19 protein-coding genes and 1 pseudogene are annotated in these 19,351 nt (G+C 55.6%); 11 read left to right on the top strand and 9 right to left on the bottom strand.

The annotated features are described in order from the left end of the window. Positions 1-143: 143 nt before the first annotated feature. A pseudogene (locus ACWYRJ_RS16950) lies at positions 144-384 on the top strand (hypothetical protein). Continuing rightward, positions 384-704, top strand: coding sequence for a hypothetical protein (locus ACWYRJ_RS16945; protein ID WP_045406334.1), 321 nt, complete (start codon positions 384-386; stop codon positions 702-704). The pseudogene ACWYRJ_RS16950 and the gene ACWYRJ_RS16945 overlap by 1 nt, the downstream one beginning before the upstream one ends. A 127-nt stretch (positions 705-831) precedes the next feature. Here the strand turns inward: ACWYRJ_RS16945 and ACWYRJ_RS16940 are convergent, their stop codons facing one another. Together ACWYRJ_RS16940 and yeaG are read right to left on the bottom strand one after the other, a co-directional pair. After that, complete coding sequence (locus ACWYRJ_RS16940) at positions 832-2,115, bottom strand: YeaH/YhbH family protein (RefSeq protein ID WP_048977349.1); 1,284 nt, start codon at positions 2,113-2,115, stop codon at positions 832-834. Between the two features lie 74 nt (positions 2,116-2,189). Further along, complete coding sequence (yeaG, locus tag ACWYRJ_RS16935; protein ID WP_008500713.1) at positions 2,190-4,124, bottom strand: protein kinase YeaG; 1,935 nt, start codon at positions 4,122-4,124, stop codon at positions 2,190-2,192. 431 nt (positions 4,125-4,555) lie between these two features. Here yeaG and ACWYRJ_RS16930 point away from each other — a divergent pair, with 431 nt between their 5' ends. Next, entirely contained in the window at positions 4,556-5,302 is a 747-nt protein-coding gene (locus ACWYRJ_RS16930) for a MipA/OmpV family protein (RefSeq protein WP_115874791.1), read from the top strand. A 78-nt stretch (positions 5,303-5,380) separates the two neighbouring features. Here the strand turns inward: ACWYRJ_RS16930 and ACWYRJ_RS16925 are convergent, their stop codons facing one another. Further along, positions 5,381-6,265 (bottom strand): D-hexose-6-phosphate mutarotase, encoded by an 885-nt coding sequence (locus tag ACWYRJ_RS16925; RefSeq protein ID WP_455508312.1) that lies wholly within the window; start codon positions 6,263-6,265, stop codon positions 5,381-5,383. A 72-nt stretch (positions 6,266-6,337) separates the two neighbouring features. Then, positions 6,338-7,333: a glyceraldehyde-3-phosphate dehydrogenase gene (gene gapA / locus ACWYRJ_RS16920; protein WP_014831506.1), complete on the bottom strand. Its 996-nt coding sequence runs from the start codon at positions 7,331-7,333 to the stop codon at positions 6,338-6,340. A gap of 340 nt (positions 7,334-7,673) precedes the next feature. Here gapA and msrB point away from each other — a divergent pair, with 340 nt between their 5' ends. Both msrB and ACWYRJ_RS16910 read left to right on the top strand, forming a co-directional pair. Continuing rightward, positions 7,674-8,087 carry a peptide-methionine (R)-S-oxide reductase MsrB gene (msrB, locus tag ACWYRJ_RS16915; RefSeq protein ID WP_008500710.1) on the top strand — a complete coding sequence of 138 codons (414 nt, stop codon included), beginning with the start codon at positions 7,674-7,676 and terminating at the stop codon, positions 8,085-8,087. 56 nt (positions 8,088-8,143) lie between these two features. Beyond that, positions 8,144-8,407 carry a YeaC family protein gene (locus ACWYRJ_RS16910; RefSeq protein WP_283772823.1) on the top strand — a complete coding sequence of 88 codons (264 nt, stop codon included), beginning with the start codon at positions 8,144-8,146 and terminating at the stop codon, positions 8,405-8,407. Between the two features lie 45 nt (positions 8,408-8,452). Here the strand turns inward: ACWYRJ_RS16910 and pncA are convergent, their stop codons facing one another. The 3 genes from pncA to sppA all read right to left on the bottom strand — a co-directional run bounded on the left by pncA (position 8,453) and on the right by sppA (position 12,039). Then, entirely contained in the window at positions 8,453-9,094 is a 642-nt protein-coding gene (gene pncA / locus ACWYRJ_RS16905; RefSeq protein WP_249575894.1) for a bifunctional nicotinamidase/pyrazinamidase, read from the bottom strand. 9 nt (positions 9,095-9,103) lie between these two features. Further along, positions 9,104-10,120, bottom strand: coding sequence for an asparaginase (ansA, locus tag ACWYRJ_RS16900; RefSeq protein WP_008500705.1), 1,017 nt, complete (start codon positions 10,118-10,120; stop codon positions 9,104-9,106). Between the two features lie 62 nt (positions 10,121-10,182). After that, positions 10,183-12,039 (bottom strand): signal peptide peptidase SppA, encoded by a 1,857-nt coding sequence (gene sppA / locus ACWYRJ_RS16895; protein ID WP_111965581.1) that lies wholly within the window; start codon positions 12,037-12,039, stop codon positions 10,183-10,185. Between the two features lie 167 nt (positions 12,040-12,206). Here sppA and ACWYRJ_RS16890 point away from each other — a divergent pair, with 167 nt between their 5' ends. The 3 genes from ACWYRJ_RS16890 (at position 12,207) to ACWYRJ_RS16880 (ending at position 15,830) form a co-directional block, all read left to right on the top strand. Beyond that, the gene (locus ACWYRJ_RS16890) at positions 12,207-12,758 is read left to right on the top strand and encodes an NAD(P)H nitroreductase (protein ID WP_143344991.1); all 552 of its coding nucleotides are present in this window, start codon (positions 12,207-12,209) and stop codon (positions 12,756-12,758) included. Between the two features lie 116 nt (positions 12,759-12,874). Beyond that, on the top strand, positions 12,875-13,918 hold the full coding sequence (gene selD, locus ACWYRJ_RS16885; protein WP_455508311.1) for a selenide, water dikinase SelD: 1,044 nt from the start codon (positions 12,875-12,877) through the stop codon (positions 13,916-13,918). A 4-nt stretch (positions 13,919-13,922) separates the two neighbouring features. Continuing rightward, positions 13,923-15,830, top strand: a complete 1,908-nt coding sequence (locus ACWYRJ_RS16880) for a DNA topoisomerase III (RefSeq protein ID WP_455508310.1) — start codon at positions 13,923-13,925, stop codon at positions 15,828-15,830. 71 nt (positions 15,831-15,901) lie between these two features. Here the strand turns inward: ACWYRJ_RS16880 and gdhA are convergent, their stop codons facing one another. Continuing rightward, positions 15,902-17,245, bottom strand: a complete 1,344-nt coding sequence (gene gdhA, locus ACWYRJ_RS16875; protein ID WP_455508309.1) for an NADP-specific glutamate dehydrogenase — start codon at positions 17,243-17,245, stop codon at positions 15,902-15,904. Between the two features lie 229 nt (positions 17,246-17,474). On the opposite strand from gdhA, the gene ACWYRJ_RS16870 reads away from it, so the two are divergent. Beyond that, positions 17,475-17,753, top strand: coding sequence for a DUF1496 domain-containing protein (locus ACWYRJ_RS16870; protein ID WP_111965586.1), 279 nt, complete (start codon positions 17,475-17,477; stop codon positions 17,751-17,753). On the opposite strand, the gene ACWYRJ_RS16865 is transcribed toward ACWYRJ_RS16870, so the two are convergent. Further along, complete coding sequence (locus ACWYRJ_RS16865) at positions 17,713-18,129, bottom strand: pyrimidine (deoxy)nucleoside triphosphate diphosphatase (RefSeq protein WP_023292696.1); 417 nt, start codon at positions 18,127-18,129, stop codon at positions 17,713-17,715. The genes ACWYRJ_RS16870 and ACWYRJ_RS16865 overlap by 41 nt on opposite strands. Positions 18,130-18,204: 75 nt before the next feature. Between ACWYRJ_RS16865 and ACWYRJ_RS16860 the strand changes: the two genes are divergently transcribed. Together ACWYRJ_RS16860 and ACWYRJ_RS16855 are read left to right on the top strand one after the other, a co-directional pair. Next, on the top strand, positions 18,205-18,774 hold the full coding sequence (locus tag ACWYRJ_RS16860) for a carboxymuconolactone decarboxylase family protein (protein ID WP_249575889.1): 570 nt from the start codon (positions 18,205-18,207) through the stop codon (positions 18,772-18,774). Further along, on the top strand, positions 18,767-19,351 hold a 585-nt coding region (locus ACWYRJ_RS16855), incomplete at its 3' end, for a CDP-alcohol phosphatidyltransferase family protein (RefSeq protein ID WP_455508308.1). The genes ACWYRJ_RS16860 and ACWYRJ_RS16855, both read left to right, overlap by 8 nt.

Genomic DNA, 19,351 nt, shown 5'->3' with positions numbered 1-19,351 from the left:
CAGGTTGAGAATATGAGCGTAGAGGGACTTTTCGTCCATGGCGGTGACCTCTGGCGATTAAATACACCATTATCATGCCTTCAGCCACCACATCAAGGGAAGACCCATATACATACAGTCAATAATCAAGTGAGGGTGCTGCTATGCCTCGCCAATATGATATTCACGCAGCTTTTTTTTGCCTCTATAGAACAGAATCCAAAGGGCTACCTTTACCTAAAAACAAACAAATTCATCAATAATTTGCGCGAGAAGAACTGGCATTTCAGCCAGGCAGACGCTAACGCATGGATTGAGAGATACCAGCCTGATTTTGCTGATAAGACGACGGATGGCAGTAATAACCGTTACTGGATCTTGCGTAATATGGGGAGGGTATTCTGATGGGCTTTCCTTCACCAGCAATGGATTACCAGGAACAACGGTTAACCATCGATCTGTTATGCGGAATTGATGGAAACTGCAGGGTAATAGAAACGTCATGCGGTTGGGCTGTCATTAACGTTGCCATGAGGCCAGAGCAGGGAGATACGCTACTGGTAAGAATGGATAACAGGAACGAGTTTGCAAAGCTATACGGGGCGGCATTGATAACTGAAGATGGCGAAGCGATAGAAGGCGACGCGCTGGATGATGTAACTGTATATGGCGTACTGACTCACACCCTTAACATTATTGGGGAAGACAAGTTACCCACCATATAACCGGATAACCACTAAACTGCCTTCCCCAAAATAAAAACTAAGGCAATGAAAATTATGAAGAATTTTAAACGTGAAAACTATAGTTAATCAGCCAGCGAAACAAAGCTAACTGGCTGATTAACAAGGTTTAATTTGAGGTTGTTGTGCTTTGCTTGTGGAACAGCTCTCTGAACACCGGATAAATATCATCCTGGTCACGGATATGCTGCATGGCAAAATTGTCGAACATCGCCTGCAGATGCTCATATTCTCGCCACAGGGTCTGGTGCGCGCGGCGGGTGATTTCGATATAGCTGTAGTAACGCACCACAGGCAGAATTTTCTTCGCCAGAATCTCGTGACACAGCGGCGAGTCGTCGGCCCAGTTATCGCCGTCCGACGCCTGCGCAGCATAAATATTCCACTGCGCCGGATCGTAGCGCTCTTTGACCACTTCATCCATCAGCTTCAGCGCGCTCGAGACGATGGTCCCCCCGGTTTCCTGAGAGTAGAAGAACTCATGTTCATCCACCTCCTTCGCCTGGGTGTGGTGGCGGATATAGACCACCTCCACGTTCTTATAGGTTCTGCTCAGGAAAAGGTAGAGCAAAATATAAAAACGCTTCGCCATATCCTTGGTTGCCTGGTCCATCGAGCCGGACACGTCCATCAGACAGAACATCACCGCCTGGCTGGAGGGCTCAGGGCGTTTTTCGTAGTTCTTGTAGCGCAGGTCAAAGGTGTCGATAAACGGTACCCGTTCGATCTTCGCCCTCAGCTCTGCAATCTCTTTACGCAGGCGCTCCTCTTCCAGCAGTTGCGCCGGTTCCGTGTTTTCCACCACCTTCAGGCTGCTCTCCAGCTCGCGCAGCTCGCGACGTTTTCCTGCCGTCATGGCCGTGCGTCGCGCCAGCGAATTCTGCAGCGAACGTACGACGCTGATGTTGGCGGGTACGCCGTTGGCGGTGTAGCCCGCGCGGTGGGTTTTATATTCATTAAGCTGACGATGCTGATTCTTTTTCAGATTCGGCAGCGCCAGGTCTTCGAACAGCAGGTCGAGATATTCATCTTTCGAAATCTGGAAGACAAATTCGTCCTGACCTTCACCGTCCTGGCTGGCCTGTCCCTGACCGCTTCCTGAACCACCTCCGCCGCCCTGAGGGCGCTCAATTCTGTCGTTCTGAACGAAGTGGTCATTACCTGGGTGTACGCGATGGCGCAGGCCGCCTCGCCCCTGATGAAACATCGGTTCGCTGATGTCATCGGTGGGGATGGAGACAGACTCGCCGCTGTCGACGTCGGTCACCGAGCGTTTGTTGATGGCCTCGGAGATAGACTGTTTAATTTGCGCTTTATAACGACGCAAGAAGCGCTGGCGGTTCACCGTGCTCTTGTTTTTGCCGTTAAGACGCCGGTCAATAAACCAGGTCATATACCCCCCGTACTGCATTTGCCAACTTGCATTTTGTAGGCCCGGCAGGCTCTAAGCGCCGCCGGGCACTTGTTTTAAGACGATTTACGCACGCGCAGGTACCATTCGCAGAGCAGGCGCACCTGTTTGCGGGTGTAGCCTTTTTCCATCATACGGTCGACAAAATCGTCGTGTTTTTTCTGTTCATCGGTTGAGGTTTTGGCGTTAAACGAGATCACCGGCAGCAGCTCTTCGGTATTGGAGAACATTTTCTTCTCAATGACCGTGCGCAGCTTCTCGTAGCTGGTCCAGTTCGGATTGCGCCCGTTGTTATGCGCTCTGGCGCGCAGGACGAAGTTCACAATCTCATTACGGAAGTCTTTCGGGTTGCTGATCCCGGCAGGCTTCTCGATTTTTTCCAGCTCCGCGTTCAGGGATTCACGGTCAAACAGCTGGCCGGTATCCGGGTCGCGGTACTCCTGATCCTGGATCCAGAAGTCAGCGTAGGTGACGTAACGGTCAAAAATGTTCTGCCCGTACTCTGAATAGGATTCCAGGTAGGCCGTCTGGATCTCTTTGCCAATGAACTCGGCGTATTTCGGGATCAGGTAACCTTTCAGGAACTCAAGATAGCGTTCAGCCTGCTCCTGCGGGAACTGTTCGCGTTCGATTTGCTGTTCCAGCACGTAGAACAGATGAACCGGGTTGGCCGCCACTTCCGCATGGTCGAAGTTAAATACGCGGGAGAGGATCTTAAACGCGAAACGCGTGGACAGACCGTTCATCCCCTCATCAACCCCGGCATAGTCACGATATTCCTGATACGATTTCGCTTTCGGATCGGTATCCTTCAGGCTCTCACCGTCATACACGCGCATTTTCGAGTAGATGCTGGAGTTTTCCGGCTCTTTCAGGCGCGAAAGGATGGAGAAGCGTGACAGCGTTTCCAGCGTGCCGGGCGCGCAGGGTGCATGCACCAGCTCACTGTGGTTAAGCAGTTTCTCGTAAATTTTGATCTCTTCAGAGATCCGCAGGCAATAAGGCACCTTGACGATGTACACGCGGTCAAGGAAGGCCTCATTGTTTTTATTGTTACGGAAGGTCACCCATTCAGATTCGTTCGAGTGAGCAAGAATGATCCCGTTAAACGGCAGGGCGGAGATACCTTCCGTCCCGTTGTAGTTTCCTTCCTGGGTAGCCGTCAGCAGAGGATGCAGCACTTTAATCGGTGCTTTAAACATCTCGACGAATTCCATAATCCCCTGGTTAGCCCGGCACAGCGCGCCTGAGTAACCGTATGCATCCGGGTCGTTTTGCGCGAAGTTTTCCAGCTTACGGATGTCAACTTTACCCACCAGCGCCGAGATGTCCTGGTTGTTCTCATCACCGGGTTCAGTTTTGGCGATGGCGATCTGTTCAAGGATAGATGGCCAGACCTTCACCACGCGGAATTTGGTGATATCGCCACCAAACTCGTGCAGGCGTTTTGCCGCCCACGGCGACATGATGGTGCCGAGGTAGCGACGCGGTATACCGTATTCTTTATCCAGAATCTGCGCATCTTCCTGCGGATTGAACAGGCACAGCGGATGGTCATTCACCGGGCTGCGCTCGCCGTTGGCGCTCAGCACATAGATAGGCACGCGCTGCATCAGCGACTTCAGGCGTTCCGCCAGCGAGGATTTACCGCCGCCCACGGGGCCGAGTAAATAGAGGATCTGTTTCTTCTCTTCCAGACCCTGAGCGGCATGCTTCAGATAGGAGACAATCTGTTCGATGGCATCTTCCATACCATAGAACTCTTCAAACGCCGGATATCGGGCGACCACCCGATTCGAAAAGAGACGGGAAAGCCGGGGTTCCAGGGCAGTGTCAACCATGTTTGGCTCACCAATAGCCATCAATAGCCGTTCTGCCGCATTGGCATAGGCACTGCGATCTTGCCGACAGATGGTAAGAAACTCCTGCAGTGTGAACTCTTCGTCCTTGGCAGCTTCATAGCGCTGGCGATAGTGATCGAATATATTCATGGCATGCCGTCCTTTCGTTTTTTAGCACAGGATAAGAGCCGTTCGTATGAGTAGTGGAGGCTCCCGGAAGAGAATCTCTCGAACCTCACTGCCAGAGCAGCAACCTGTGTGCCAGGTCAGACGCTAAGAACCGCAGGGTGTTCAGGAAAACTCTTCTTAAATTAAAGCGTAGATGGCATTTGCAAAACTTGCATGCCCATAAAATCTACTTTCAATGACATATCAATAACTCATCCAAAAATTTCCACTGTCGTTATAAGACAAATGCACGTTTTTCATTCAGCGGTCATATAAATGAAAGCGTGTTGTCATCTGAAAAGTTAAAAATAATGGGTTAATCAGACTGATTAGCAGGCAAAAAATTTTGGGATGTACGGGAATGGCGGTTACACTTCACCCGCTGATTATTTGACTACAGGAAAGAATGGATTGTGACCAAACTCAAACTTCTGGCATTAGGCATCCTTGCCGCGACCGCAGTAAGCACCGCACAGGCGGAAAGTCAGTGGACGCTTGGCGCGGGTGTTGGCGTCATTAACAGCCCGTACAAACAGTATGACCGTGATGTGTATCCTGTTCCGGTTATCACCTATGAAGGGGATAACGTCTGGTTCCGCGGGCTCGGCGGCGGCTACTATCTCTGGAACGACAAGGCCGATAAGCTCTCCATAATGGCCTACTACGATCCAACGCACTTCAAGCCGGGTGACAGTGACAGCCACGCGCTTCGCCAGCTCGACAAGCGTAAAAGCTCGATGATGGCCGGCCTCTCATACGTGCATAACACCCAGTATGGCTTCCTGCGTACGGCCCTGGCGGGTGACACGCTGGATAACAGCAACGGCTTTATCTGGGACCTGGCGTGGCTGTACCGCTATACCAACGGTGGGCTGACCCTGACGCCGGGTATCGGTGTGCAGTACAACAGCGAGAACTACAACGACTATTACTACGGCGTCTCTAAAAATGAGTCCCGCCGCAGTGGTCTGAAAAGTTATAGTGCAGATGACGGCTGGGATCCTTACCTGGAGCTGACAGCGAGCTACAACTTCCTTGGCGACTGGAGCGTGTACGGTACCGGCCGCTACGAGCGTCTGAGCGACGAAGTGAAGGATAGCCCGATGGTCGATAAGTCCTGGGCAGGTATCTTCTCTGTGGGTGTGAGCTACAAGTTCTGATTGTGCATTAATTTAGTGCAATCTATGCATCAAAACGGGGCGCTTGCGCCCCGTTTGCTTTAGCATGGTGCAGCGAAATTATCGCTTCACAATGCGAATCGTCTGCCCTAAACGAGACGGTTTTTCTTCACTCGCTTTCTGCGGGTTGGTCACGCGAGCCGTTTCCACGCAGACAAACGTTTTATAACCCTCATCCGTCATGTCGGCCATGCTGACGGACAGCGCAGGACCCGGGTTCCAGCCCACCACATCGCTGTGATGATGATGGACCACTTCAATGCCGCGGTTCAGGGCGCCGTCGTGGATCACGCTACACGCTTCCGGGTGCAGGTAGACGCGGTCGGTACGGTCAGGGAATGCCTGAACGCCGTCGCTCAGTTTGCCTTCTTTCGCGTTATCGACTTTATCGATATAGGTATCGCCCAGGCCGCTCACCTTCACTGCGCTGATATCACCCACGTTGAAATAGGTGTGCAGGGCAGAGGTGGTTTCGAACTCGCCGTGAGCTTCCAGTTCGATTTCACAGGTTTTACCCAGCTTGAAGCGGGCATACAGGGTGAAATCGTGCGGCCACAGGGCGAGGGTTTCATCATTAGCCTGCAGCTCAAAGGTCAGCACTGCGCCGTTATCGTCTTCGTTGTGCGCTTTCAGGGTCCACTGCTGGTTACGGGCAAAACCGTGAGAAGGCAAACCCTGCTGGGCGGACGGGCCGAACCACGGCCAGCAGATAGGCACGCCACCGCGGATCGCTGCCCCTTTTTTGAAGGAGGTCGCATCGCTCAGCCACAAACCTTCTGCTTCGCCTTCCGGTTTCCAGGAGAGCAGGTGAGCGCCGTTCAGCGCCACGGACGCTTTAACACGCGGATGGTCAACGACGATGATATCAGCACCGTCAATCTGACGGCGGGAGAGCACAGGGGTAAGCTGTTCGACTACCGGAAGTGCAAAAATTTTATTAATCATTAAGCAATCCTCTGTCTTATAAATAAAAAAGGCGACCGAAGTCGCCTTTTTGGATCAAGCACTCATCTCAACTTATTTGGAGATGTGAGCGATCAGGTCCAGTACTTTGTTAGAGTAGCCAGTTTCGTTGTCGTACCAGGAAACCAGTTTAACGAAGTTGTCGTTCAGTGCGATACCTGCTTTAGCATCGAACACGGAAGTGCACACTTCACCGTTGAAGTCGGTAGAAACAACGTCGTCTTCGGTGTAGCCCAGAACGCCTTTCATTGCGCCTTCGGAAGCAGCTTTGATTGCTTTCTTAATTTCTTCATAAGAAGCAGCTTTTTCCAGACGAACGGTCAGGTCAACAACGGATACGTTTGGAGTTGGAACGCGGAACGCCATACCAGTCAGTTTGCCATTCAGTTCTGGCAGTACTTTACCTACAGCTTTAGCAGCACCGGTAGAGGATGGGATGATGTTCTGAGCCGCGCCACGGCCGCCGCGCCAGTCTTTGTGAGATGGGCCATCAACGGTTTTCTGAGTAGCGGTGGTCGCGTGAACGGTAGTCATCAGACCTTCGATGATGCCGAAGTTGTCGTTGATAACTTTAGCCAGCGGTGCCAGGCAGTTGGTGGTGCAGGATGCGTTAGAGACGATATCCTGGCCAGCGTAAGTTTCGAAGTTTGCACCACGAACGAACATTGGGGTGTTGTCTTTGGAAGGACCAGTCAGAACAACTTTCTTCGCACCAGCGGTGATGTGTTTACGCGCAGTTTCGTCGGTCAGGAAGATACCGGTTGCTTCAGCAACAACGTCAACACCGATTTCGTTCCATTTCAGGTTAGCTGGGTCTTTTTCAGCAGTAACGCGGATGGTTTTGCCATTAACAACCAGGTGGCCGTCTTTCACTTCAACGGTGCCGTCGAAACGACCGTGAGTTGAGTCGTACTTCAGCATGTACGCCATGTATTCAGCGTCCAGGAGATCGTTGATACCAACGATTTCGATGTCAGAACGTTTCTGAGCAGCACGGAAAACAATACGGCCGATACGGCCAAAACCGTTGATACCTACTTTGATAGTCATATATTCCACCAGCTATTTGTTAGTGAATAAAAGGTTGCCTGTAAAATTACAAAAACCTTACGCAGCGTCAAGCGGAATCGTGTCAATCATTGCGACAAATCAATCCTGTGACTAACGTTTGTGCGACTGACTCGCCTCACTTTCCCTTTGAGCTTGCACCCATATGGGGGCTGCGCCGGGATTTTAAAGTCCTCGCAGGATAAAAATGTGAACGTGATCACAATTGCCTGACCGCTTATTCGCGACACATAAGTTTAGATCAAAAGTGCACGCAAGGGTGTTAATGTTTTGTTAGAATCCGGGTTGAAAGATGTCTGTTTCAACAGCGAGATGTAAGCATATGTCGAACCAACGTAACCCTGACGATTTGAAAAAAAACCTCACAGAAATGCAGTTTTACGTGACGCAGAATCACGGAACGGAACCGCCGTTCACCGGGCGTTTACTGCACAACAAGCGGGACGGCGTCTACCACTGCCTGGTCTGTGATGCCCCGCTGTTTAATTCACAAACGAAATTTGATTCTGGCTGCGGCTGGCCGAGTTTCTATGAGCCGGTGAGCGATGAGGCAATCCGCTATCTGACCGACTCGTCGCACGGCATGGTGCGTACGGAAATTCGCTGCGGCAACTGCGACGCGCACCTTGGGCACGTTTTCCCGGATGGACCTCAGCCTACCGGCGAACGTTTCTGCGTAAATTCAGCCTCAATGAGCTTCACCGATGATGAAAACGGTGACCAGATTAAGGGTTGAAAAAACGATTCAGCAAATTATTCCTTTGAAAGGGCGCGAGTGTGAATATTGATGACATGATTAGCGGCATGACACCGGAGATTTATCAGCGTCTGGTGACCGCCGTGGAGCTGGGAAAATGGCCCGACGGCGTTGCGCTGACGCCGGAGCAAAAAGAGAACAGTTTGCAGCTGGTGATGCTGTGGCAGGCGCGCAACAACAACGACGCACAGCACATGACGATCGACACCAAAGGCCAGATGGTGATGAAGAGCAAGCGCGAGCTGAAAGAGGACTTCGGTATCACGCCGAAGCCGATTGCGACGATTAAAATGCAATAACGGTGCGGATTGATGCCCTCTCCCACAGGGAGAGGGCGTAAAAGACTATGCCTGCGTTTCCTGCCAGTCTTCGAGCGTATACAGGGTTGCGCCTTCCGCAGCCATATCCATAAACGCCTGAGCGCTGTCCTGTGGTTGAATGTTCACCCCGCGGCAGCCGTCGGTGATAACGCTGACGGTGTAGCCAAGCTGAAGCGCATCCAGCACGGTGAACTTCACGCAGTAGTCCGTCGCCAGGCCCAGTACGATCAGCTCCGTGATTTCGTGGTGACGCAACCAGGCGTCCAGCGCCGTTTTCTGGCGATGCCCGTTATCAAAAAACGCGCTATAGCTGTCGATAGCAGGGTTTTCACCTTTATGGAACACTGCGTCGACGGCTTTCTGGTTCAGGAGCGGATGTAACTCCGCGCCTTCCGTCTGCTGTACGCAGTGATCCGGCCAGAAAGTTTGCGCCAGCCCGTCGAGTTCACCCTGGGTGAAGGGCTCTACGTTGTGCTGGCTGGCAAAGCTGCCGTGATTCGCAGGGTGCCAGTCCTGGCTTGCGACAACCGCTTCACCACGGGCTTTGCACCAGTCAATCAGCGTGTTTGCCACGTCAACGGTGCTGTCACCTTCGGCGACGGCCAGCGCACCGCCCGCGCAGAAATCATTTTGCAAATCGACCAGTAGCAGGGCGCGTTGCTTCATGAGCACTCCTTATTCGTCCGGGGTCAGTTCGCCGCGAAGGTTTTGCATCATCGCGCTGCGAATGGACTGAATGTCCAGATCCTGACTCAGTAAATAGTGAAGTTTAGTCAGCGTTGCCTCAACGGTCATATCGAAGCCGCTGATCACACCCGCATGCGCCAGCGCGTTGCCGGTGGCATAGCCGCCCATATTCACTTTACCGGACATACACTGGGTCAGGTTCACGACCACAATTCCGCGCTCGCTGGCTTCCTGAAGCTCTTTCAGAAATTCGCCATTCTGCGGCGCATTGCCCACGCCGTAGGAGCGCAGGATTAGCGCCTTCACCGGCTGGCGCAGGAAGTTACGCACCACGTCCGCAGAGATACCCGGATAGATGGTGACCACGCCAATCGGTTGCGGAGTAATCGGATGCACAATCAGCTCGCCCGCTGTGTTCGGCGCAGGAGGGGTTCCCAGACGACGGATATGAATACCGGCCTCAAGCAGCGGCTGCAGGTTTGGGGAGGCGAAGGCGTCAAAGCCGTCGGCATGGGCTTTGGTGGTGCGGTTACCGCGATACAGACGGTTGTTAAAGAACAGCGACACTTCGTTAATCGGGTAATTCGCCGCCACGTACAGGGAGTTCAGCAGGTTGATCTGCCCGTCCGAGCGCAGCTCCGCCAGCGGAATTTGCGACCCGGTAACGATAACCGGCTTGCTCAGGTTCTCCAGCATGAAGGAGAGCGCCGAGGCGGTAAACGCCATGGTGTCGGTGCCGTGCAGGATCACGAAGCCGTCGTACTGGTCGTAATGGGCTTTAATGTCATCCGCGATATGCTGCCAGTCTTCCGGCGTCATGTCGGAGGAGTCCATCAGCGGCTCGTATTCATGGATCGTAAAGTCAGGCATTTCCGGACGGTGGAATTCTGGCATCAGTGCAAGCTGACGCTGCAGGTGGCCGGAGACGGGGATATAGCCGTTTTCAGAGCGCTGCATACCGATGGTACCGCCAGTGTAGGCTACATAAATCGATTTCTTCTGCATGGTAGTGAGTTCTTGTTCTTCAAAAGAAAAAAATCCCCTCTTCGCGAGAAGAGGGGACGGTTTTAACGGACGTTCGCGCAGGTCAGGCAAAACGCGTAACGACTCTGTGGATCGTTAAAGGCCGCAAGCTTATCGCTTTCCGCCTTCATCGCTTTTGCCGCCGTGGCGACAGGCGCAGGCAGGTAAGCCTGCAGCGCCTCCGGCAGCATGGCACGTACCGAGCCGGACATGCTGTCCATGACCATATCGAAGAACGACGGTTCGTCCTGGTAATACTCGATATGCCACTGCTTAAGCTTCGCCAGTTCGGCGGCTTTCTTCACCGCGTCATCGAAGTCACCCAGGCTGTCCACCAGCCCGTTGCTCTTCGCATCCTGGCCGGTCCAGACGTGGCCCTGTGCAATCTGGTCGATCTGCTCAGGCGTCTTTTTACGCGAGTCCGCGACCAGGGTGATAAAGCGTTTATAGCCGTTCTCAATGCTGAGCTGCATCATCTCAGAAACTTCCGGCGGCAGGGATTTGGTCACCGACACATCCGCCAGCGGAGAGGTTGCTACACCATCGGTATGCACGCCCAGAGAATCCAGGCTGTTTTCCACGGTGTTGATCACCCCGAAGATGCCAATCGAGCCGGTCAGCGTGCTTGGATTAGCCACGATATAGTTGGCTGGCGTGGAGATCCAGTAACCTCCGGAGGCGGCCATTCCGCCCATTGAGACGACGACCGGCTTGCCTGCGGCGCGGGCCGCGGCAAGTTCAGCGCGGATCACCTCAGAGGCGCTGACGCTGCCGCCAGGGCTGTTGACCCGCAGGACAATTGCCTTCACTTTCGGATCGAGGCGAGCATCGCGGATTTGCGACGCGGTAGTATCGCCGCCCACGTTCCCCGGGGTCTCCTGACCGTCCATGATCGCACCGTTGGCAAAGACCACCGCGACGCTGTCACCGTTCTCATCCGGTTTTTTCGTCGAGTAATCATACATGCTGATGGCGCTGTAATTTTTGTCCTCTTTGCTCCAGCCAAACTGTTTGCTCAGGGATTTTTCAATCTCGGCGCTGGTGCCCAGGGCATCAACCAGTTTGTTATCGAGCGCATATTTTGCGGTATCACCGTCAACCTTACGCAGGCCTTCGAGCACGCCCTGCGCGCCAGGGAACACCTGCTCAGGCGTAATCTGACGGTTAGCGGCAACGGTGCCGAGATAGTTTTGCCACAGCTCGCCAATCCAGCGGCTGTCCGCTTCGCGGGCGGCAGGGGACATATCGTCGCGGATAAACGGCTCCACGGCGGATTTATACGTGCCGACGCGGAAGACGTGGGTGGTGACCTTCAGCTTGTCGAGCAGCGATTTATAGTACAGGCCATTGGTGGCAAAGCCGTGCAGATCGACCGTGCCCTGCGGGGAGAGCCAGATCTTATTGGCAAAGCTCGCCAGATAATATTGCCCCTGGCTGTAGCTATCGCCCACGGCAATCACCGGTTTGCCGCTGTCGCGGAACTCGCGCAGCGCTTTACCGATGTACTGCATGGAAGGCTGATCGCCACCGGCAAAATCTTTCAGATCCAGCACGATACCGGTGATGTTGCGGTCGTCTTTGGCCTGACGGATGGTATCGACGATATCGAACAGGGAATTCTCCTGCAGGCGGTCTGATGTCGCGCCAAACAACTGGCGGCTGATTACGCCCAGACGGCTGCTGGCGGAAGGTTTATCAACAATAACGCCGGTGATATCGAGTAACAGCGCCCCGCGGGTCGAATGCTGCGCCTGATTTGCGTTACTGATGTGCATCCAGATTCCCGCGCAAACCAGAACCAGAAAAATGAAGAAGATGTTCATCACCAGGTTGCGGACGAAGTTGAGCAGTCGCCACGTCCATTTAAAGAAACCGGCAATGATTCGCCAAAGGGTTCGCATGTATTCTCCCTAACCAGAAAATGACTGTTTCCGTCGCCACTGGACGGTAATGTTGGGTTATCGTAATGACCCAACCGCCACTTGTCAGCAGGAATCGCCTGCCAGGCTGTAACAAAATCTGCCGTCGTGTTAATTTTGTGAGTAAATTTCAAGAAAGGAGTTAACCAATGGACGCACTCGAACTGCTTGTTAACCGCCGTAGCGCTTCCCGTCTGGCCGAACCTGCCCCGGCAGGCGAGCAGCTGGAGAACATTCTGCGTGCCGGCATGCGTGCCCCCGATCATGGCACACTGCAGCCGTGGCACTTCTTTGTAATTGAAGGCGAAGGCCGCGATCGCTTCAGCCAGCTGCTGGAGCAGGGGGCGGTGGCCGCCGGGCAGGATGAGAAGGGCATCGACAAGGCGCGCAATGCCCCGTTCCGTGCACCGATGATTATTGCTGTCGTGGCAAAATGTCAGGCCGACCATAAGGTCCCGGTCTGGGAGCAGGAAATGTCCGCGGGCTGTGCGGTAATGGCGATGCAAATGGCCGCCGTCGCGCAGGGCTTCAATGGCATCTGGCGCACCGGGCCGCTGACGGAGAGCGCAGCCGTACGGGAAGGATTCTCCTGTGGCGAGCATGACAAAATTGTCGGCTTCCTCTATCTCGGCACCCCGCAGCTTAAAGCCTCCAGCACCATCAGCGTGCCGGACACCACGCCTTTCGTCAGCCGTTTCTGATAACGCGCGCTAAACTGTCTGGATTCTGAGCATCTGCCGCAGAATTCAGACAGTCATACTTACCTCTTTATGGAATGAGCGCTACCATAGCGCGATTGAGATGACAGGAGACGTCCATGAGCGAGCAAACCATTCGTTTAACGCAGTACAGCCACGGAGCCGGTTGCGGTTGTAAAATTTCCCCGAAAGTGCTGGAGACCATCCTGCACAGCGAACAGGCGAAGTTTGTCGACCCGAACCTGCTTGTCGGCAACGAAACGCGTGACGATGCAGCGGTTTATGACTTAGGTAACGGCACCAGCATTATCAGCACCACCGACTTCTTTATGCCGATTGTCGACAACCCGTTCGACTTCGGACGCATTGCGGCCACCAACGCCATCAGCGATATCTTCGCAATGGGTGGTAAGCCGATTATGGCGATCGCCATTCTGGGCTGGCCGGTCAACACCATCCCGCCGGAAGTGGCCCGTGAAGTGATTGATGGCGGCCGTTTTGCCTGCCAGCAGGCGGGAATTGCGCTGGCCGGCGGTCACTCTATTGATGCGCCGGAGCCAATCTTCGGCCTGGCCGTTACCGGCGTGGTGCCGACCGAACGCGTGAAGCGCAACAGCACCGCGCAGGCGGGCTGCAAGCTGTTTCTCACCAAGCCGCTGGGCATTGGCGTGCTGACCACCGCCGAGAAAAAATCCCTGCTGAAACCGGAGCACAAAGGGCTGGCAACCGAAGTCATGTGTCAGATGAACCTTGCCGGTGCGGCGTTTGCCAATATCGACGGCGTGAAGGCGATGACCGACGTGACCGGTTTTGGTCTGCTGGGACACCTCTCCGAGGTGTGTCAGGGCGCGGGCGTGCAGGCGCAGGTCTGGTATAAGGACGTGCCGAAGCTGCCGGGCGTGGAAGAGTATATTGCTCAGGGCGCGGTTCCGGGCGGTACCCAGCGTAACTTCGCCAGCTACGGTCACCTGATGGGCGAAATGCCTGAGGAGTGGCGCAACCTGCTGTGCGATCCGCAAACCTCCGGCGGCCTGCTGCTGGCGGTGACGCCGGAATCCGAAGCCGAGGTTCAGGCCACGGCCGCTGAGTTCGGCATTACCCTGACGGCGATCGGCGAGCTGGTGACCGCGCGCGGTGGTCGACCGATGATTGAGATCCGTTAATTCGATGCGGTTGTTTATTGCCGAAAAGCCGAGCCTGGCCCGTGCCATCGCCGACGTGCTGCCTAAGCCGCATCGCAAAGGCGACGGCTTTATCGAATGCGGTAACGGGCAGGTGGTCACATGGTGTATTGGTCACCTGCTTGAGCAGGCGCAGCCGGATGTCTATGACAGCCGCTACGCCCGCTGGAATTTGAACGATCTGCCCATCGTGCCTGAAAAATGGCGCCTGCAGCCCCGACCTTCGGTGACCAAACAGCTCAACGTGATCAAGCGCTTCCTGCATGAAGCCGATGAAATCGTGCACGCGGGTGACCCGGACAGGGAAGGACAGCTGCTGGTGGATGAGGTGCTGGACTATCTGGAGCTCGCGCCGGAAAAGCGTCAGCAGGTGCAGCGCTGCCTGATCAACGACCTCAACCCGCAGGCGGTGGAGCGTGCGATCTCGCGCCTGCGCGCCAACAGCGAATTTATCCCGCTGTGCGTCTCCGCGCTGGCCCGCGCGCGCGCGGACTGGCTGTACGGTATCAACATGACCCGTGCCTACACCATCCTCGGGCGCAACGCGGGCTATCAGGGCGTGCTCTCCGTGGGGCGCGTGCAGACGCCGGTGCTGGGGCTGGTCGTGCGTCGCGATGAAGAGATTGAAAACTTCGTCGCCAAAGATTTCTTTGAGGTCAAAGCGCATATCGTTACGCCTGAAGACGAGCGTTTTACCGCCGTCTGGCAGCCGAGCGATGCCTGCGAATCGTATCAGGATGAAGAGGGGCGTCTGCTGCACCGTCCGCTGGCGGAGCACGTGGTTAACCGCATTACCGGACAGCCCGCTATCGTCACCAGCTATAACGATAAACGGGAATCAGAACCCGCGCCTCTGCCGTTCTCGCTGTCGGCCCTGCAGATTGAGGCCGCGAAGCGCTTTGGCCTCAGCGCGCAGAACGTGCTGGATATCTGCCAGAAGCTCTACGAAACCCACAAGCTGATCACCTATCCGCGTTCGGATAGCCGCTACCTGCCTGAAGAGCATTTTGCCGGTCGTCATTCGGTGATGAACGCCATTAGCGTGCACGCGCCGGATCTGCTGCCGCAGCCGGCGGTTAATCCGGATACCCATAACCGCTGCTGGGACGACAAAAAGGTGGACGCCCACCACGCGATTATCCCGACGGCGCGCGCCAGCAGCGTCAACCTGACGGATAACGAAGCGAAGGTCTACAACCTGATCGCTCGTCAGTACCTGATGCAGTTCTGCCCGGACGCGGTGTTCCGCAAATGCGTGATCGAGCTGGAAATCGCAAAAGGGAAGTTTATCGCCAAAGCCCGTTTCCTCGCGGAAGCAGGCTGGCGTACCCTGCTGGGGAACAAAGAGCGTGACGAGGAGAACGACGGCACGCCGCTGCCCGTCGTCGCTAAAGACGACGAGCTGCTGTGTGAAAAAGGGGAAGTGGTGGAACGCCAGACCCAGCCGCCGCGCCATTTCACCGATGCGACGCTGCTGTCGGCGATGACCGGGATCGCCCGGTTCGTGCAGGATAAAGATCTGAAGAAGATCCTGCGCGCCACCGACGGTCTGGGTACGGAAGCGACGCGAGCGGGGATCATCGAGCTGCTCTTTAAGCGCGGTTTTTTTGAGAAAAAGGGGCGCTATATCCATTCGACCGAGCCGGGACGCGCGCTGATTCATTCCCTGCCGGAGCTGGCCGCCAGGCCGGACATGACCGCGCACTGGGAATCGGTGCTGACGCAGATCAGCGAGAAGCAGTGTCGCTATCAGGACTTTATGCAACCGCTGGTCGGGACGCTTTACCAGCTGATCGATCAGGCTCGCAGCACGCCGGTGAAAACGTTCAGAGGGATGGTTGCACCCGGTGGTGGCGCGAAAAAACCGTTTAAAAGGAAAAAAAGCGCGGCCTGATACGCCCGGTTTACCCCCTCTCCCTGTGGGAGAGGGCCGGGGTGAGGGCACCCGGCCGCACGCTATAAACCTTAAATCACACCCTGCCCAATCATCGCATCCGCCACCTTCACGAATCCGGCGATATTCGCCCCGCGCACGTAGTTGGTTTGCGATGCCTCGCCGCCGTACTCCACGCAGGCATGGTGAATATCCAGCATGATGTGATGCAGGCGGGCATCCACTTTTTCCGCCTTCCAGCCGAGACGCGCGGCGTTTTGCGCCATCTCCAGGCCGGACGTCGCCACGCCGCCCGCGTTGGCAGCCTTGCCCGGTGCAAACAGTACGCCCGCTTCCAGGAACAGATCCGTCGCTTCGATAGTGGTCGGCATATTCGCCCCTTCGGCTACCGCCTTCACGCCATTGCTAATCAGCGTACGCGCGGCGTCCACGTCCAGCTCATTCTGAGTGGCGCACGGCAAGGCGATATCCACCGGCACGCCCCACGGCTGTTTGCCTTCAAGATAGGTCAAGCCAAACTCCCGGGCATAATCTGCAAGACGGCCATCGCGGCTGGCTTTAATTTCACACAGGCGTGCCAGCTTTTCCTTCGTAAAGCCCGCTTCATCCACCACCGTTCCGCTGGAGTCAGAGGCGGTTACCACGCGAGCGCCAAACTGCATCGCTTTCTCAATCGCGTACTGCGCCACGTTACCGGAGCCGGACACCGCGACGCGCATGCCTTCAAAGCCTAAACCGTGGCGCTTGAGCATGGCCTCGGTGAAGTAAACCAGGCCGTACCCGGTCGCTTCCGGGCGGATCAGGCTCCCACCAAACGACAGCCCCTTACCGGTAAAGACGCAGGCGCTGTTGTTGGCGAGCTTTTTCATCATCCCGGCCATAAAGCCCACTTCACGTCCGCCGACGCCGATATCACCGGCAGGCACGTCGGTATCAGGACCAAGATGGCGATAGAGTTCGGTCATCAGCGCCTGGCAGAAACGCATGATTTCACCTTCGCTTTTGCCTTTCGGGTCGAAATCGCTGCCGCCTTTCCCGCCGCCCATGGGCAGCGTGGTGAGGGCGTTTTTAAAGGTCTGCTCGAAGCCGAGGAATTTCAGAATCGACAGGTTCACGGACGGATGGAAACGCATGCCGCCCTTAAACGGGCCGATGGCCGAGTTGAACTGTACGCGCCACGCGCGGTTAACCTGCACCTGATTGCGATCGTCAACCCACGTCACGCGGAACTGGATCACGCGCTCTGGCTCGACCAGGCGTTCAAGCAAAGACATCTGGCGATAACGCGGGTTTTGTTCAAGGAAGGGCCACAGGGTGGTCATCACTTCACGCACGGCCTGCGCGAACTCGCTTTGGTGCGGGTCGCGCTGCTGAACATGGGTAAGGAAACTTTCCAGAGAGCGTGTCTGATCCATAGATATAAGAACCTCTTATAATAATGTTTGTATATGACTTATGCGATTTGTGTTGTTTTTTTGACTATACCACCCGTACTGCTTTGTCTGGCAAGCAGAAATTTAGGGCGAAAGGGAAATTAATGAGAGCGCAGGCGTCATAACCAAAAGCGATGACGAGATAAATTAAAGGTTCCGCGCGGGTTTACCGTTATAGTCATTATCAAGGGAACAACAGGAAGATGTGTCTATGAAACGTTATCTATTAACCGCGTTATGTCTGATCTTCACCGCTGGCGCGCAGGCTGACCGCATTCGTCCGGATGTGGAAGTGAATGTGCCGCCGGAAGTGTTTAACTCCAGCGGCCAGAATCAAACGGTGCAGCCCTGTAATCAGTGCTGTATCTATCAGAATCAGAACTACTCGGAAGGCGCCGTGGTGAAAGCGGACGGCATTCTGCTGCAGTGCCAGCGCGACGAGCGCGCCATCAGCACGAACCCGCTGGTCTGGCGTCGCGTAAAACAATAAACGCTTCCAGCAGCGGAATATCTGCGGGGGCTAAGGCGTAGCCAAACGCCTCTTCGGGCGTACACCACGCCAGCGCGCTGTGGTAGTGCGCCGTGAGCGCACCGCTAAACGCAGGAACGTGCCAGGCGTGCAGGTTGATTAACCGCTGCGAGACTACACGCTGGTGGCTTGCCACGTATTGAGCGGGCAGCGCTTCAATACCCAACTCTTCACGCAGCTCGCGGATAAGCGCCTCGGGCTGGGTTTCACCCGCCTCGACTTTGCCGCCTGCAAATTCCCACATGCCCGGCTGGTCGGCGTGGGCAGGGCGCTGTGCCAGTAAAATTTTGTCGTCTTTTTCGATGATGGCGGCAACGACATCGAGTGTTTTCAGCATGGTCGTCAATAATTGATGGTGAAAAAAGACATATTATCGTGCCCTTTCTCAGAGTCCAGCTATCAGGAGAATCAGGTGAAAGAGACTACCGCCTGGGTTGCCCCTATCGAATCCCTTCCCGCCAGCCTTAGACCGATTGCCGTCATGCAGAAAAAGCATTTTGGCGCGGTGCTGAATCCCACGCGCTGGTGGGGGCGCATGCCTCGTCTGTTCTGGCTGGTGGCGCTGTTCGTCGGTTTTCTGGAGCGTCGTCGCGCGCGCCTGACGCCCGTTCTTCGTTCGCTGCTCATGACGCGGGTATCCCAGCTCTGCCACTGTGCTTTCTGTATTGATGCCAACAGCCTGCGGCTGGCCGAGCGCAGCGGGGCGCTGGATAAGGTGCAGGCCGTGAGCGACTGGCAGGGTTCCGCCTTGTTCACGGAGCAGGAGCGCGCGGCGCTGGCCTACGCCGAGGCGGTGACCGCCACGCCGCCCCGGGCGGATGAGGCCATCAGAACGGCGCTGAAGCGCCACTTTACGGATGACGCCATCACAGAGATGACGGCGCTCATTGCCTTTCAGAATCTCTCTGCCCGCTTTAACGCCGCGCTGGACATCCCGGCGCAGGGGCTGTGCGCCACATTTAACGAGACGCCTCATGCTTGATCGCCATCTTCACCCGCGGATAAAACCCGCTCTGAATCGTATGGTCTCTGTGCTGGACCGACCGGGCATTACGCCCGACGGATTGACCCTGACAGGGTTTGCCATCGGCGTGCTGGCGCTGCCGTTTCTGGCCCTCGGCTGGTATCCGGCGGCGCTGGTCGCCATCGTGCTTAACCGCCTGCTGGATGGTCTGGACGGGGCGCTGGCGCGCCGCAGAGGGCTGAGCGATGCGGGGGGATTTCTCGATATCGCGCTCGATTTTCTTTTCTACGCCCTGGTGCCGTTTGGCTTTGCGCTGGCTGCTCCGGCAGAGAATGCGCTGGCGGCTGCCTGGCTGCTGTTTGCGTTTATCGGGACCGGCAGCAGTTTTCTGGCGTTTGCGGCGCTGGCCGCAAAGCACGACATCGACAACCCCGGCTATGCGCACAAGTCGTTTTATTACATCGGTGGGTTAACGGAAGGGACGGAGACCATCGCGCTGTTCGTGCTGTGCTGCCTGTTTCCGGCACAGTTTACGCTGTTCGCGTGGATATTCGGCGCGCTGTGCTGGTTGACCACCACAACGCGCATCTGGAGC

This window comes from Enterobacter sp., from assembly GCF_977039595.1.
Note: the sequence above shows the minus strand (reverse complement) of the source record. Positions and strands in the feature narration are given on the sequence as shown.